This is a genomic window from Streptomyces soli, from assembly GCF_003999195.1.
In the GTDB taxonomy this organism is placed as follows: domain Bacteria; phylum Actinomycetota; class Actinomycetes; order Streptomycetales; family Streptomycetaceae; genus Actinacidiphila; species Actinacidiphila soli.
In genome coordinates this window covers 1-14,695 of the sequence record NZ_RJVR01000332.1, presented here as the reverse complement: position 1 = coordinate 14,695, position 14,695 = coordinate 1, and the positions used below count along the sequence as shown (strand labels likewise).

General features: G+C 70.5%; 15 protein-coding genes, 1 tRNA gene and 1 pseudogene. 9 read left to right on the top strand and 8 right to left on the bottom strand.

Features of this window, described 5'->3' with window-relative positions; genetic code table 11:
* Positions 1-237, top strand: a 237-nt coding sequence (locus EFK10_RS39980) for a zinc ribbon domain-containing protein (RefSeq protein WP_164836333.1), incomplete at its 5' end; no start/stop codon positions are given.
* Positions 238-250: 13 nt separating this feature from the next.
* Here EFK10_RS39980 and EFK10_RS39975 read toward each other — a convergent pair.
* Together EFK10_RS39975 and EFK10_RS39970 are read right to left on the bottom strand one after the other, a co-directional pair.
* Complete coding sequence (locus tag EFK10_RS39975) at positions 251-925, bottom strand: hypothetical protein (RefSeq protein WP_127360554.1); 675 nt, start codon at positions 923-925, stop codon at positions 251-253.
* Between the two features lie 88 nt (positions 926-1,013).
* Complete coding sequence (locus tag EFK10_RS39970) at positions 1,014-3,074, bottom strand: MFS transporter (protein ID WP_127360553.1); 2,061 nt, start codon at positions 3,072-3,074, stop codon at positions 1,014-1,016.
* A gap of 144 nt (positions 3,075-3,218) precedes the next feature.
* Here EFK10_RS39970 and EFK10_RS39965 point away from each other — a divergent pair, with 144 nt between their 5' ends.
* The 3 genes from EFK10_RS39965 to EFK10_RS39955 all read left to right on the top strand — a co-directional run bounded on the left by EFK10_RS39965 (position 3,219) and on the right by EFK10_RS39955 (position 5,556).
* On the top strand, positions 3,219-4,124 hold the full coding sequence (locus EFK10_RS39965) for a peptidoglycan-binding domain-containing protein (protein ID WP_127360552.1): 906 nt from the start codon (positions 3,219-3,221) through the stop codon (positions 4,122-4,124).
* An 89-nt stretch (positions 4,125-4,213) separates the two neighbouring features.
* Positions 4,214-4,720, top strand: coding sequence for a hypothetical protein (locus EFK10_RS39960; RefSeq protein WP_240677767.1), 507 nt, complete (start codon positions 4,214-4,216; stop codon positions 4,718-4,720).
* Positions 4,721-4,881: 161 nt separating this feature from the next.
* Positions 4,882-5,556: an HAD-IA family hydrolase gene (locus EFK10_RS39955; RefSeq protein ID WP_127360550.1), complete on the top strand. Its 675-nt coding sequence runs from the start codon at positions 4,882-4,884 to the stop codon at positions 5,554-5,556.
* 14 nt (positions 5,557-5,570) lie between these two features.
* Here the strand turns inward: EFK10_RS39955 and EFK10_RS39950 are convergent, their stop codons facing one another.
* Together EFK10_RS39950 and EFK10_RS39945 are read right to left on the bottom strand one after the other, a co-directional pair.
* Positions 5,571-6,152 (bottom strand): TMEM165/GDT1 family protein, encoded by a 582-nt coding sequence (locus EFK10_RS39950; RefSeq protein ID WP_127360549.1) that lies wholly within the window; start codon positions 6,150-6,152, stop codon positions 5,571-5,573.
* Between the two features lie 205 nt (positions 6,153-6,357).
* A pseudogene (locus EFK10_RS39945) lies at positions 6,358-6,585 on the bottom strand (ABC transporter permease); the annotation flags it as partial.
* Positions 6,586-6,828: 243 nt separating this feature from the next.
* On the opposite strand from EFK10_RS39945, the gene EFK10_RS39940 reads away from it, so the two are divergent.
* Both EFK10_RS39940 and EFK10_RS39935 read left to right on the top strand, forming a co-directional pair.
* Positions 6,829-7,503, top strand: a complete 675-nt coding sequence (locus EFK10_RS39940) for an HNH endonuclease family protein (protein ID WP_206305785.1) — start codon at positions 6,829-6,831, stop codon at positions 7,501-7,503.
* A gap of 120 nt (positions 7,504-7,623) precedes the next feature.
* On the top strand, positions 7,624-9,249 hold the full coding sequence (locus EFK10_RS39935; RefSeq protein WP_127360548.1) for an alkaline phosphatase D family protein: 1,626 nt from the start codon (positions 7,624-7,626) through the stop codon (positions 9,247-9,249).
* 64 nt (positions 9,250-9,313) lie between these two features.
* Here the strand turns inward: EFK10_RS39935 and EFK10_RS39930 are convergent.
* The 3 genes from EFK10_RS39930 to EFK10_RS39920 form a co-directional block, all read right to left on the bottom strand.
* Positions 9,314-9,385 (bottom strand) — tRNA-Val (locus tag EFK10_RS39930).
* 76 nt (positions 9,386-9,461) lie between these two features.
* Entirely contained in the window at positions 9,462-9,827 is a 366-nt protein-coding gene (locus EFK10_RS39925; protein ID WP_127360547.1) for a BlaI/MecI/CopY family transcriptional regulator, read from the bottom strand.
* Positions 9,828-9,936: 109 nt separating this feature from the next.
* On the bottom strand, positions 9,937-10,716 hold the full coding sequence (locus tag EFK10_RS39920) for a polyprenol monophosphomannose synthase (protein ID WP_127360546.1): 780 nt from the start codon (positions 10,714-10,716) through the stop codon (positions 9,937-9,939).
* Positions 10,717-10,819: 103 nt separating this feature from the next.
* Between EFK10_RS39920 and EFK10_RS39915 the strand changes: the two genes are divergently transcribed.
* The 3 genes from EFK10_RS39915 to EFK10_RS39905 all read left to right on the top strand — a co-directional run bounded on the left by EFK10_RS39915 (position 10,820) and on the right by EFK10_RS39905 (position 13,620).
* Positions 10,820-12,586, top strand: coding sequence for a hypothetical protein (locus EFK10_RS39915; protein ID WP_240677766.1), 1,767 nt, complete (start codon positions 10,820-10,822; stop codon positions 12,584-12,586).
* 104 nt (positions 12,587-12,690) lie between these two features.
* Entirely contained in the window at positions 12,691-13,035 is a 345-nt protein-coding gene (locus EFK10_RS39910) for a nuclear transport factor 2 family protein (RefSeq protein WP_127360545.1), read from the top strand.
* A 42-nt stretch (positions 13,036-13,077) separates the two neighbouring features.
* Positions 13,078-13,620: an AAA family ATPase gene (locus tag EFK10_RS39905; protein WP_127360544.1), complete on the top strand. Its 543-nt coding sequence runs from the start codon at positions 13,078-13,080 to the stop codon at positions 13,618-13,620.
* Positions 13,621-13,632: 12 nt separating this feature from the next.
* Here EFK10_RS39905 and EFK10_RS39900 read toward each other — a convergent pair whose 3' ends face one another.
* Positions 13,633-14,346, bottom strand: a complete 714-nt coding sequence (locus EFK10_RS39900) for a DedA family protein (RefSeq protein ID WP_127360543.1) — start codon at positions 14,344-14,346, stop codon at positions 13,633-13,635.
* Positions 14,347-14,695 lie beyond the last annotated feature (349 nt).

Sequence of the window (14,695 nt, the reverse complement as noted above, 5' to 3'; positions counted from 1 at the left end):
TGCGGGGCGTGCGGCACGATCCGCGAGAAGCTGCCGCTGAACGTCCGTGAGTGGACGTGCGACTGCGGCATCACCCATGACCGCGACGTGAACGCGGCACGCAACATCAAGGCGGCCGGGCTGGCCGTCTCGGCCTGTGGAGACGGTATAAGACCTCAACGGGAGTCCTCCCGGACGGGGCAGTCGTTGGCGAAGCAGGAAACCCAGCGGGCGACCGCTGGAAACCCCCGCCCTTAGGCGGGGGAGGAAGTCAACAGCTGTTGCTCCTCGACGACGACGACGAGAGGCGAAGGCGGCCGGCGCGGTGCTTGCTGCCGTTGCCATTGCCATTGCCATTGCCATTGCCATTTCCGTTGCCATTGCCGTGGTGCGGGCCGGGGTCCTGCGGGCCGGGCTTGACGAGTTCGTCGAACAGCCCGCGGGCGCGTACGAGTACCGTGCGCAGCTCTTCGGTTGAGCCCTCCCCCTTCTGTGCCCGGATGGCGGCCGACCGCACGTCGCGGTAGGTCTGCGCATATCGGGGCTGGTGGACGGACAGGGCGTCGATCTGCTCGCCGGACTTGGCCTCCGGGTAGCCGCGCTCGTGGACCAGGCGGTCGAGCAGTGCACCGGCCTCGGTGACGGCCTTGGCGGGGGATTCCACGAACTGCTCCTGGACGCCGGTCCATTCGGCCGAGTAGCGCTCCCGGTCCTGCCAGCTCAGCGGCCGGGTCTTGATCTCGCCGTGCCGCCGCAGCCGCTCCTGCAGCTCCTCGTGGGCGGCGGCCGTGTCGCCGTTGTGCCGCTCCACAGCGCGCTCGTACTCGGGGCCGAAGCGCCGCCGCAGGCTGCCCGCGCGGCTGCCGGGCCGTACGATGCCGAATCCGACCGCGGCGACGAGCGCGAGGACGATCACGATCGCGGCGATGATGATGCCGGTTGTCATAGCTGCCTCTCAGGGCTGGACCTTCGGACGGAACCTGTGCCGTTGGGCATCGGGTTGCCGCCAGAACCGCGCTGAAACGCCGGCTACGTCAGGTGACCGTTTCGCCGGGCCTGTATTTGGCGGAGTCCTTCTGGCCACCGGGGCGGTCGGTGTCTCCTCCGCACAACTCGCCGGTGAGCTTGCTGAGTAGCGCCGCGAGTTCGGCGTGGCGGTCGGGGTCCCAGTCGCCGAGCAGATCGGCGAGCACCTTGCGGCGGGCCTCGGTGAGGAGCGCCACGACTTCCTGGCCGCGTTCGGTGAGGACCAGCGGATTGCCCTCGCGGCGGGCGAGATGCCGCTCCTCGACCTCCACCGCCGCCCGTTCGATGACGGCGCGCGGCACGGTGGTCTTCAGGGCGAGGTCCACCGGGTCGGTCGGTCCGGCCTTCCCGATCCGCAACAGCAGCCAGCTGGAGCCGGGGAAGAGGTCGAGCTCGGCCATCTTGGTGATGCGCGTGTACAGGTCGCGCCGGGCATCGCGGCTGCCGAGGATGGAGAGCCCGCGCGCGATCTCGTCCAGCGAGGAGCGTTCGACGGGGTTGGTGCCGATGGTCTCGCTCGCGTCGGGGACGGTCACCGAGCCGCGCAGCGGCTCCTCCTTGAGGAACCACGCCAGTACGAAAGCGACGAGGACCACCGGGACCGCATAGAGGAACACATTCGTGATCGCGGTGGAGTACGCGTGCAGCACGGCGGGCCGCACGTCCGCCGGGAGCCGGCCGACCGCGCGCGGGTCGGAGGTGATGACCGACGGGTTGAAGCCGGCCGGGAGGGGCTTGCCCACCAGGGCCGCAGCGATTTTGTTGCCCAGCGTGTTGGAGAAGATGGTGCCGAAGACCGAGACGCCGAAGGACGCGCCGATCGAGCGGAAGAAGGTCGCCCCGGACGTGGCCGCGCCCAAATTCTCGTAGCCGACGGCATTCTGCACGGCGAGGATCAGCACCTGCATGACCAGGCCGAGCCCGAAGCCGAAGACGACGAAGTAGCCGCTCATCACCCAGGTGCTGGTGAACTCGTCGAGCCGGTGCAGGAGGAACAGGCCGACGGCGGTGACCGCCGTGCCCAGGATCGGGAAGATCTTGTAGTGGCCGGTACGGGAGACGATCTGACCGGAGCCGGTCGACGCCACGAGCATGCCGATCACCATCGGGATCATGTGCACGCCGGACAGGGTCGGCGAGTATCCGTGCACCACCTGGAGGAAGGTGGGCAGGAAGGTCATCGCCCCGAACATCGCGAAGCCGATGACGAAGGAGATCACCGAGCAGAGCCAGAAGGTGCGGATCCGGAAGAGGCGCAGGGGCATGACGGGTTCGACGGCGCGGATCTCGATGACGATGAAGACGCCGATCAGTACGCAGCCGAGCACCGCAAGGCCGATGATCTGCGGGGAGCCCCAGGCCCAGGTCGTACCGCCGAGGGATGCCATGAGGACCAGGGAGGTCGCGGCGGCGGCGACCGCGGCCATGCCCAGGTAGTCGATGCGGTGGGTGGTACGGCGTGCCGGGATGTGCAGGACGGAGGCGATGACGGCGAGGGCGATCAGGCCGATGGGCAGGTTGATGTAGAAGACCCAGCGCCAGCTGAGGTTGTCCACGAACACCCCGCCCAGCAGCGGTCCCAGGACGCTCGACGCACCGAACACCCCGCCGAACACGCCCTGGTAGCGGCCCCGGTCGCGCGGCGGCACGATGTCGCCGACGATCGCCATCGACAGCGCGATCAAGCCGCCGCCGCCGAGGCCCTGCAGGGCGCGGAAGCCGATGAGCTCGGCCATGTTCTGGGAGATGCCGCAGAGGGCCGAGCCGATGAGGAAGAGGACGATGACGGTCTGGAAGAGCTTCTTCCGCCCGTACATGTCGCCGAGCTTTCCCCACAGCGGGGTCGCGGCGGTGGACGCGAGCAGGTAGGCGGTGACCACCCAGGACAGGTGCTGGATGCCGCCGAGTTCGCTGACGATGGTCGGCAGGGCGGTCGAGACGATCGTCTGGTCCAGCGCGGCCAGCAGCAGGCCGAGGGCGAGGGCGCCGATCGCCACGTTCACGCTGTGCTTGGCGGCCGCCGTCGTCGGGCCCTCGGGGGGCGCTTCGGAGGTCGTGTTCTGCGCCACGCCGCGCTCCTCGCCTTGATTCTCCGGTCAATATTCGCACCGATCGACGGTATTGGCGCTATTTGGACAGCCGCCAGGGCGGGGGGTGAGCCTGTGCACTGTCTGTGCCGTCTGCATAATCACAGCGTCCAGGGGAGGTAGGCGGTGGGGACTGACATGACGGAGCGCTGCGCGACGTGCAACGCGCCGGCGGAGGTCGACGGCGGACCCGGCTGCGGCTGCGCCACGCGCGCGGCCCAGCGGGAGGACGCGGTGGCCGAAGCGGCGGACTTCCATCCGCTGCGGGTACGGCCCTATGTGGCGGTCTCCGGTTCGGGTGGGGAGGCAGGCGGCGGCGCCGTTCCCGAGCCGTACGTCGTGGAGCCCGCCGAGGCCGCCGACGCCGCGGCCGCGCTGCCGGAACCGCCCGAGGGCCCGGAGGCGTACGAGACCGATCTGGAGCCGTACGAGGATCCGGACGCCTACGACGACGAGCCCGGCCGGCGCCGCCGGGGGCCGATCATTGTCGCCGCGGCCGCCGCGGCGACCGCTGTCGTCGTCGGCGCGGTCGTCCTCGCCACGCAGCTCCTCACCGGCAGCGACAGCTCCGAGCAGGTCCTGCCGGACAGCGACACCTCCGCGCCCCAGCTGGTCCTTCCCTCCGCCGACACCTCCGTCTCGCGCGGCCCGTCCGCCTCCGCCTCCCGGTCCGCGTCGGCCTCCGCCTCGGCGTCCGCCTCCCGTACCGCCGCTGCGGGCTCCACGGGCGGCGTGTCCGCCTCGCGCTCGCCGTCCCGGTCGGCGAGCACCTCCCCGTCGCCGCGCCGCTCCGCCACGCCGACCTCGCCCCCCGTCCTCCGCATGGGCGACCACGGCCCCGAGGTGGTCGAGCTCCAGTCGCGGCTCCGCCAGAAATGGTTCTACACCGGCAACGCGGACGGCAACTACACCTCCGCCGTCCGCGATTCCGTCTCCCACTACCAGGCCATCTACGGCGTCAAGGGCGACCCGGACGGCGTCTACGGCGCCAATACGCGGGCCTCGCTGGAGTCGCATTCGACCTATCCGTAGGCCCCCCGGGACGGGCCGGGTGACAGAATCGGCCCGTGGTGACAGACGGTTTCGGCCCGGTGGAGTTCCAGCTCGTCCTGCTCCGCCGCATGGCGGACCACCAGCCCGCCCTGGTCGAGGACGCCCTCCGCACGCTCGGCGCGAGCCACGCCGACCTCCGCGAGGCGAACCGCCGCTGGCAGGCATGGGGCCACGGCCGCCACGGGCCCCGGGGTGAGCGGCGGTACCGGATGGCACTGGACGAGCCGGAGGCGGAGGAGACGCGCCGGGTGGGCGATCTGACGTTCCGGGCGCTGCGGTGGCCCGTACCGCTGTGGCCGAGCCTGCGCTTCGAGGTGCTGTGCGCGCCACGAGGGGGCGCGACGTGGAACGAGTGGCTGATCCGCGCCCCGGGCGCGGCCGGCCCGGCGCTGCGTACGACCGAGGATCTGAAGCCGTGGTCGTGCACGGTCGACGAGGTGGCCAGGGCGTTCGCGCCCGCCGAGCCGATGGAGGGCGACGCGCCCAGCCGCTGGCGGCTCGGGTTCACCGACCCCGAGGACGGCGCGGCGCGCGTGGCGCACTTCACATGGGGACTGCTGCAGTACGTGGACTGATCCCCGCCATACATCCACTGGCCCCCTGCCGTACATGGGACTGACCGCCCGACCCCCCTGGCGTAAAGCCCCCCGGCTTTTGTATCGTGTAGAAACAAAGTGGTTCCGCCCGTTTCCCCTGACCGGCGGGCGGGGCCACTGAGTACCAACGAGGAGCACGTATGCCGCAGTCCACGACCCCGTCCACTGCCGCGCTGTCCGCCCGCGCACTGCTCCTCGACATGGACGGCACGCTGGTCAACTCCGACGCGGTCGTCGAGCGCTGCTGGCGCGGCTGGGCAACACGTCACGGCCTGGACGGCGACGCCGTCATGAAGGTCGTACACGGCCGCCAGGGCTACGCCACGATGGCGGTACTGCTGCCGGACCGCCCCATGGAGCAGAACCTCGCCGAGAACCGCGAGCTGCTCGCCCAGGAGACCGCCGACGTGGACGGCGTCCTGCCGATCGCCGGGGCACCCGCCTTCATGGCCGCCATCCAGACCCTCCCCCACGCCCTCGTCACCTCCGCCGACGACGCCCTCGCCCGCACCCGCATGGGCGCGGCCGGCCTGCCGCTGCCGGAGATCATGGTGACGGCCGAGCGGGTGAGCGCCAGCAAGCCCGACCCCGAGGGCTTCCTGAAGGGCGCGGCCGAGCTGGGCTTCGGCCCGGAGGACTGCGTCGTCTTCGAGGACTCCGCGGTCGGCATAGCCGCCGCCCGAGCCGCCGGAATGCGCGTCGTCGGCGTCGGCCCCCGGGCCGCCACGCACCGCCCGACCGCCCACGTGGACTCCCTGGAGCAGGTGCGGGTCGAGGCCACCGCGGACGGCGGCCTCGTCCTCCACATCGGCTGACCAGCCGTACGTCGCTAGCCGGCGATCGCCTCATAGAGGCTGAAGCCCGCCATCACGACCATCACCGCCGCCGCGATCTTCGTGATCAGCCCCAGCGGCACCCACCTCATCAGCAGCCGCCCGCCGAAGACTCCTATCGCCGCGACCGCCCACAGCGCGAGGACGGCGCCGAGCCCGACCGCGAGCGGGTCGTTGTAGCGGGCGGCGAGGTTCGCGGTCATGATCTGCGTGAGGTCGCCGAACTCCGCGACCAGGATGAGCATGAAGCCGCTGCCCGCCACGTGCCAGAAGCTGCGGTCGGCGGGTTCGCGGATGTCCTCCTCGTCGTCGTCCTTCTTCAGCAGCAGCACGGCCGCCCCCGCGAGGAAGAGCAGGCCCACCACGACCTCGACCAGGCGGTGCGGGAGCAGGGTCAGTACGCTGCCGGCCGCGATGGCCAGGGCGACGTGGACGACGAAGGCGGCGGCGACACCGCAGAAGACGTACGAGGCGCGATAGCGCGTGCCGAGGACCAGACTGGCGAGCGCAGTCTTGTCGGGCAGCTCTGCGAGGAAGACGACGCCGAAGACGATGGCGGCGACGGTGAAGCTGAACACGGACTTGGGTTCCTCATCGGTCGGGCAGCCGCACCGGAGAACCTCGTGTATCTCGTACAAGGCGTCGCTTCGGCACGGCAGCGTTGAACACTGCGGCCGAAGGTCTCGCTGGCGGATGCAGGACATCCGCCTCCGGGCGCCGGGCTGACCAAGGCCAACCAGTATGTCGACGTTCCGGCGAAGAGCTACTCCCCTTCTGCTGCGTTCAGTCTACGCGACGCGTCAGCCGGCCCAGCGCCACCAGCTCCAGGACGACGGCCAGTGACACCGCCTGTACGGCGAGTAGCGCGATCAGTACGAAGAGCTGAACCGCCCCCGCCAGCAAGGGAGATGCCCCGCCGAGCAGCAGGCCCACCATGGCGCCGGGAAGAGTGACCAGGCCCACACTGCGGGTCTGGTCCAGGCCCGGGACGAGGGCGGTGGACGCCGCGGGTGGCGACCGGACCGGCGTGGGCGGCAGGGGCGGCGGCGTTGAGGACGAGCACGGGCACCCCACCACCCTAGGCGGCGTGGCGGGAAAGGCCCCGGATCGGCCGGATTTAGTTGTGCGCGACCTCTCGACATGACGTGTCCATGTCGCCAATCTGTTACCTGCCGCTCGCCCCGAGGAAATGTGGCGGCGACAGGATTTGCCTCGGCTTTACCGCCAAATTACCCCCACACAAAGGGAGTTCGCATGTCCCGAATGGGCACTGCCCTCACTCGGCGCGGCATCTACGCGCGTCGACGACTCAGCCTCATAGCCGCCTTCACCGGACTCATCGCCCTCGTCGGCCTGGTCGGCCCGGCCACCCAGGCCCAGGCCGCGCTGCCCACCCCGGTCAGCGCCGCCACCGCCCGCACCTACCTCGCGTCGCTCACCGTCGCCACCGAGAACCGCACGGGCTACGACCGCACCCTCTTCCCGCACTGGATCACCATCAGCGGCACCTGCAACACCCGCGAGACGGTCCTCAAGCGCGACGGCACGAACGTCGTCACCGACTCCAGCTGCGCCTCCACCAGCGGCAGTTGGTACTCCGTCTACGACGGCGCCACCTGGACCGCCGCCAGCGACCTCGACATCGACCACCTCGTCCCGCTCGCCGAGGCCTGGGACTCCGGCGCCTCGGCCTGGACCACCGCACAACGCCAGGCCTTCGCCAACGACCTGACCAGGCCTCAGCTCATCGCCGTCACCGACAACGTCAACCAGGCCAAGAGCGACCAGGACCCGGCCGAGTGGATGCCTCCGCTCAGCAGCTACGCCTGCACCTACGTCCGCGCCTGGGTCCAGGTGAAGTACTACTACAAGCTCTCGGTCGACTCCGCCGAGAAGAGCAAGCTCAGCTCCGTACTCAGCGGCTGCTGAGCCCGGTGCCGAAGGGTTCCTGACGCGAACTCCCGTTTCGAACTCCTCACGGGAACCCACGCCTCCCCTCCGTCGTCCGTAGTCTTGCGACCGCGACACGAGGGAGGGGAGGCACATCTCATGGCAGCAGAGCTGCGACTGGGCCCGCTGCTCAGATACGCCGACCAGCACAGCGCCACCGTATGGATCGAGGCCGACCGACCCCGCGAGGTCGAGGTCCGCTGTGACGACGGCGCGAGCGGCACCGCCCGCACCTGGCAGATCGCCGGCCACCACTACGCCCTCGTCACCGTCACCGGACTGCGCCCCGGCACCAGCATCCCCTACCGCGTACTCCTGGACGCGGAGCAGGTCTGGCCGCCACCCGACTCGGCCTTCCCGCCCAGCACCATCCACACCCCGGACGACCAGGACAACGGCCTGCGCGTCGCCTTCGGCTCCTGCCGCTGGGCCGCACCACCCTCCGACGGCCACGACCCCATCGGCCCGGACGCCCTCGACACCCTCGCCAAGCAGATAGCCGACGGCACCACTCCCCGCCCCGACGTCCTCCTCCTGCTCGGCGACCAGGTCTACGCCGACGAGACCTCCGCCCCCACCCGCGCCTGGCTCGCCCAGCGCCGCGACCTCAGCGAACCGCCCTGGGACCAGGTCGCCGACTACGAGGAATACACCCACCTCTACTACGAATCCTGGCTCGACCCCGAGATCCGCTGGCTGCTCTCCACCGTCCCCAGCCTCATGATCTTCGACGACCACGACGTCATCGACGACTGGAACACCTCCCACGCCTGGCGCCAGGACATCCGCGAAACCGCCTGGTGGTCCGAGCGCATCCTCAGCGGCCTCACCTCCTACTGGGTCCACCAGCACCTCGGCAACCTCAGCCCCGCCGAACTCGCCACGGACCCCCTCTACACCGCCGTACGCGCCACCGCCGACGGCACCGAAGCGCTACGCGCCTTCGCCGCCCGCGCCGACACCGAACCCGCATCCGTGCGCTGGAGCTACCGCCGCGACCTCGGCCGCGTACGACTCCTCATGGTCGACTCCCGCGCCGCCCGCGTCCTCGACGAGGACCAGCGCGCCATGCTCGACCCCGCCGAACACGACTGGCTCCACCGACAGGCGCTCCCCGACGGCAGCTTCGACCACCTCCTCATCGGCACCTCCCTCCCCTGGCTCCTCCCCCACGCCGTCCACTACGCCGAGGAATGGTCCTCCGCCCTCGCCCGCGGCGAACGCGGCCTCAGCTGGACCGCCCGCGGCGAACGCCTCCGCCAGGCCGCCGACCTCGAACACTGGTCGGCCTTCCGCCACTCCTTCGACGCCCTCGCCCACCTCTTCACCGACATCGGTACGTCGCCCGACGCCCCCGCCACCATCTGCGTCCTCTCCGGCGACGTCCACCACGCCTACACCGCCGAGGCCCACTCCCCCACCGGCGACCTGACCTCCCGCCTCCTCCAGCTCACCTGCTCCCCCATCCACAACCGCGTCCCCGCCTACATGCGCCTCGCCTTCCGCCTCGGCTGGAGCCCCGCCGGCCGCCTCCTCGGCCGCGCCCTCGCCCGCCACGGCCGCCTCTCCCCCACCCCCGTCACCTGGCGCAAACTCACCGGCCCCTGGTTCGGCAACCAACTCATGACCCTCACCCTCCGCGGCCGCACCGCCTCCCTCCGCCTCGACCAGGCCACCCCCCAGGGGCTCCACACGGTCGTCGACACGGAGCTCACCGAGGGGTGACCCGTACGTAAAAAAACAGCTGCCCCCGGCCGGTGGGCCGGAGGCAGCTGCGCGGGTCAGAGGGTGGGCGTGGACGGTTTCGAACCGCCGACATTCGCGGTGTAAACGCGACGCTCTACCACTGAGCTACACGCCCTGAACACGAGTGGTCACCTTACCCTGCCATACCCCCTGCTCAGCAACCCGATACCCTCCCCTCCCCTCTGGGCCCCTCAGGCTCCGTCGGGGTCGCCGAGCAGCCGGACCAGTTCCCGCTCGTCCTCGGGTGCGAGGCCGGAGACGAACCGGGCGAGGACGGTGCGGCGGTCGGACTCGGCGTCGAGGACTTGGCGCATGCGGCGGGCGGCGAGGCCGGCTTCGTCGGCGACGGGGGTGTAGGCGTAGGCGCGGCCGGTGCGGATGCGGGTGAGGGTGCCTTTGTCGTGGAGGCGGGACAGGGTGGTGACGACGGTGGTGTAGGCGGGGGTGCCGGCGATGTGGTGCTGGACCTGGCCGGGGGTGAGGGGGGTGGCGACGGCCCAGAGGGCAGCGAGGATTTCGGACTCCAGCTCCCCATGGGCGCGGCGTGCGGATGTCATGCGGCCGTTCTCCCTGCTTCGGTTGCCCCCTACGATCGCGCAGCAGTTCTACTGGCGGGTAGATGCCGTAGCCGGATTTTGTCAAAAGAACCTTGGTGTGGGCTGTCACTCATTCCTGTCGCGCCGGCGCGGCGGCCGGAGCGGCCGGCTGGGGCCGGCGCCGGGGCTGCGGCTTGAGGCCCCAGGTGGTGACGCGCCAGAGGGCTTCGATGACGATGGCGCGGCTCATCTTGCTCACGCCGTGCTCGCGCTCGACGAAGGTGATCGGCACTTCGGTGACGGTGAAGCCGTGCTGGACGGCGCGGCGCAGCAGGTCGACCTGGAAGCAGTAGCCCTGTGACTGGACCTCGTCGAGGCCGATGCCCTGGAGGGTGCGGGCGCGGAAGGCGCGGTAGCCGCCGGTGACGTCGCGTACGGGGAGGCGGAGCATGAGGCGGGAGTAGGCGCTGCCGCCGCGGGAGAGGAGTTCGCGGGACTTGGGCCAGTTGACGACGCGGCCGCCGGTGACCCAGCGGGAGCCGAGGACGAGGTCGGCGTGGTGCAGGGCGGTGAGCAGGCGGGGGAGCTCTTCGGGGCGGTGGGAGCCGTCGGCGTCCATTTCGACGAGGACGTCGTAGTCGCGGTCCAGGCCCCAGCGGAAGCCGGCGAGGTAGGCGGCGCCGAGGCCTTGCTTGCCGGGGCGGTGGAGGACGTGGACGGCCTTGTCGACGGCGGAGAGTTCGTCGGCGATGTTCCCGGTGCCGTCGGGGCTGTTGTCGTCGGCGACCAGTATGTCCGCGTCGGGCACGGCGGCCCGCACCCTGCCGACGATGGTGGCGATGTTCGCTGCCTCGTTGTAGGTCGGGATGATGACCAGGGCGCGACCTGGGGCCGCGGAATCGTTACTCATGCGGAATGACCTTCTCCTTGATATGACGGAACGGGGACTCCCGGACCTGCATCTACACAGATGTAGTTGATGGCGATGAGGTTGCCCGAGAGGACCACTCCGCATGAACGAGACGGCCGAGGCGGCTTTGCCGCGAATCCTGGCTGCGACGGCCGCCGCGCCTCCACCCGCTGCTTCGGAGGGTGCGCCGCCGCAGTGGCACAGGGGGTTGACCGTGCTGGCGGTCATCAGCCTGTTCATCGGCACCCGGGCCCTGTGGATTCACGCGATGGCCACCCATCCGGTCGTAGCCGGGGTGGTTTCTCTTTGTTACGCCTCGATCCTTATCACCGGCATCCTCGCGCTGTCGGTACGCAGCCGGGCGGCCCTGGCCCGCGTCGATCTGGCCGTACTGCTGACGGCCATAGCCCTGACCCTGTGCGGCTTCGCCGTCTCTCACGGGGGCTCCGACGAGGCTGTGCTGACCGCTCAGGCGACCCACGAGATCCTTCACGGCAATCTGGTCTACGGGCAGCCGTGGCCGTTCCTCTTCAATGATCCGCATATCGCCGTCACTCCCACCATGTCGGGTGGCATCGACGACACGTACGGCTACCCGCCGCTGACTGCGCTGCTCTCGGTGCCGGTGTACGCGGTGATCCACAGTGCGGTCGCGGTCACCATGGTCTCTACGGGTGCCCTGATCGCCGGGACCGTCGCGCTGTGGGTCATGGTCCCCGCGCCGTGGCGTTCCGCCGCCACGGTGGTGTGCCTGGGCTTCGGGATGCTGCCGGGTTATGCCCGGATGGGGTACCCCGCGATCATCGCCCTGGTGCTGCTGATCCCAGTGGCGGTGCGGTGGCCGGGCATCGGTGCCGGTGGGCGGCTGGGCCGGCCGGGTGTGCTGCGCGCGGTGTGCCTGGGTGCCGCCTGCGCCGCTCAGCAGCTCCCGTGGTTTGTGACGCCCTTCCTGCTGGCGGGCATCTACGCCGTCCGGCGCGGCGAGTTGGGGTCGCGCGGTGCCCTGGTGGTCGTGGCTCGCTTCACCGGGGTGGCGGCGGGGACCTGGCTGGCGCTCAACGCGTACTTCATCGCCCAGGATGCCGGCGGCTGGCTGGCCGGGGTCACCCTCCCGATCACCCAGGGCGCGATCATCCACGGCCAGGGCGCGATCGACCTGTCGTTCTACTTCACCAACGGCAGCAGCCGGCTGTCCTTCTACTCGTACGCGAGTGTGCTGCTGCTGCTGGGTCTCCTCGGTCTGTTCGTCCTGTTCATCCGCCGCCTCGGTCCGGCGGCCGTGATTCTGCCGTGGTGCGCCTTCTATGTCGCCACCCGTTCCCAGGACGGCTACTACCTGATGATGACGCCGCTGTGGCTGGCGGCCGCCGCGACGGTGCCGGCCTCTGCCTTCGCCAAGGCGTGGCAGCCGCGGCTGCCTGTTCTGCCACGCTTCGGCCGCACGGCCAAGGGGGTTCTGGCGGCCGCTCTGGTGGCCCCCTCCTTCGCCTGTGTCGCGGTGGCGGCCGGGTCCTCGCCGCCGTTGAAGCTCCGTATCACCGCCGAGCACACCACGGACCACGCTCACCGCAATCTGGCCGCCCTCACCGTGATGGCGACCAACCCGACCGGCTCCGACCTCACCCCGCACTTCGTCGTCAGCACGGGCCAGGGCACTTCCCTGTTCTGGCGGGTCCGTACCGGTCCGGCCACGCTCGCCGCTCACCACACCGCCCGCTATGTGCTTCTGCCGCCCAAGGATCCTTACTTCCGTCTCCCCGCTTCGCCCACCAAGCGGGTCCGGCTGCGCGCCTTTACCCCCTCTCCGGCGACGCTGACCAGCGTCGACATTCCGCGGCCTGCAGGCGCGGCAGGGGCGCCGAAGCCATAAGGATTGCTTCTGGCTGGTAGCTGATCCAGATCTTGGACTTCTGAACCGGCCTCCGGGATCGTGGAATCAGACCCCGAAAGAGCCGGAAGCAAAGGACCCTGATCATGACTCAGGACGTCAAGCGGATCGTCGCCACCTACTACGCCTCCTGGCGGGACAAGGACTTCGACACCCTCCGGTCCGTCCTGGCCGACGACGCCACCTTCCGTGGTCCTCTCGGCGAGGCGGAGGGTGGCGACGCGTGCGTCAAGGGCATCGAAGGACTCTCCGAGATCGTCACCGATGTCGTCGTCCACAAGATGCTCGCCGACGGCCCCGACGTCCTCACCTGGTTCGAGCTCCACACCACCGTCGCCCCTCCGGTCCCCACCGCCACCTGGGCGCACGTCGAGGACGGCAGGGTCACCCGGGTCTGGGCGACTTTCGATCCGCGTCCGCTCATCCGGTAGTTGGCTAGGCTGCTGCCTCTCGGCGACGAACGGGAGACACGAGTGATCGTCTGGGTGAACGGCGCGTTCGGCAGCGGCAAGACCTCGTTGGTCGAGGAGTTGCGCCCCCGCATGCCAGAGGCGCTGGTCTACGACCCGGAGTGGGTGGGCTATCTGCTCCGGGAGATCGTCGAGGTGCCGACGGGCAACTTCCAGGATCTCCCGCTGTGGCGGCAGCAGGTCGCCGATCTGGCGGTGCGGCTGGTGCAGGAGTACCGGCGGCCCGTCCTCGTCCCCATGACCCTGGTCAACCCCGGGTATCTGGAGGAGATCTTCGGCGTGCTGGAGCGGGCGGGGATCACCCTGCACCACTTCTTCCTGAAGGTCGCGCCGGACGTCCTGGCCCGGCGGATCGACGGGCGGAACGTCACCCCGGACGGCGACCCGGAGCGTGAGGCGCGGGCGCGGCGGTGGTGCAAGGCGCAGATCGAGCCGTGCACCGCCGCGCTGGACACGCTGCCGGGCGACACGGTCATCCTCGACGGGGAGTTGCCGCTGCGGGAACTCGCGGATGAGGTGCTGACCCGCGTACGGGCGGCCGGCTAGGCCGGACAGGCCCTAAAGCGCTTCGGCGACCGACACCCGGTCGGCGGCGGCCGCCGCCTGCGCGGGCAGGCTGACGGCGACATTGACCGGAAGTGTGCCGGGGGTGGAGGGGGCGGCGGCCGGGGCGGTCGCGGTGCGGCCCTCGCGCTGGAAGACGTACGCGGCGAGGGAGCCCGAGGCCAGGAGGGCCAGGACGGACATTCCGCTGGCGAGCCAGGTGGCGCCGAGCCATTCGCCGCCGAGGTAGCCGAGGCCGACGCTGTATACGGCCCAGGTGAGGCCGGCGAGGGCGGACCAGGGGAGGAACTCCTTGGCGCGGCGGTGGGCGGCGCCGGCGCTGAGGGAGACGACCGAGCGGCCGGCGGGGGCGAAGCGGGCGAGGACGACGAGGGCGCCACCGCCGTGGGCGAGGACGGCCCCGAGCTTTTCCTGGCCGGAGGACAGCCGCCGGGACTGGGCGACGCGGTGGTCGAGCCAGTCACCGCCGCGCCAGGCGAGGCGGTAGGCGGCGACGTCGCCGAGGACGGAGGCGGTGGCCGCGCAGCCCAACAGGATGGCGACGTCGAGGAGTTCACCGGAGGCGGAGGCGGAGGTCGCGTCGGCGCTGGCGGAGATCAGGAGGACTCCGCTGGGGAGCACCGGGACGAAGACGTCGAGGACGATCGACACAGCGACCAGCGGATAGATCCATGGCCCGTGGAGCAAGGAGCCCAGTCCGTCGAGCACTGTGCCTCCTTGTGCGGCGGGGTGCACGGTGCCCGCTGGGTGTGAGGCTGTCCGCGCGGGAAGCGGATCAATCCTCCGCATCCCGCCGTACAGCGTACGCTACTGGTGTTTCACCCGTTTGCCGGGGGTGGCGTGACCTTTTACTCACGTTGTGACGCGGGGTTGAGGAATAAAGGTTGAAACATCGCCGAAGGGGCGGCGAAAACAGCCCTGATGGCCGTTTTCACCGCCCCTTCCGAGCAAGCGTCAGGCGGTGCTGGGCTCCGGCTCGGCGGCCGGCGCCGGGGCCGGGGCCGGGGCCGGGGCCGGGGAGTCCGCCGGGGCTCGCTTGGCGAGGGCGCCGCCGAGC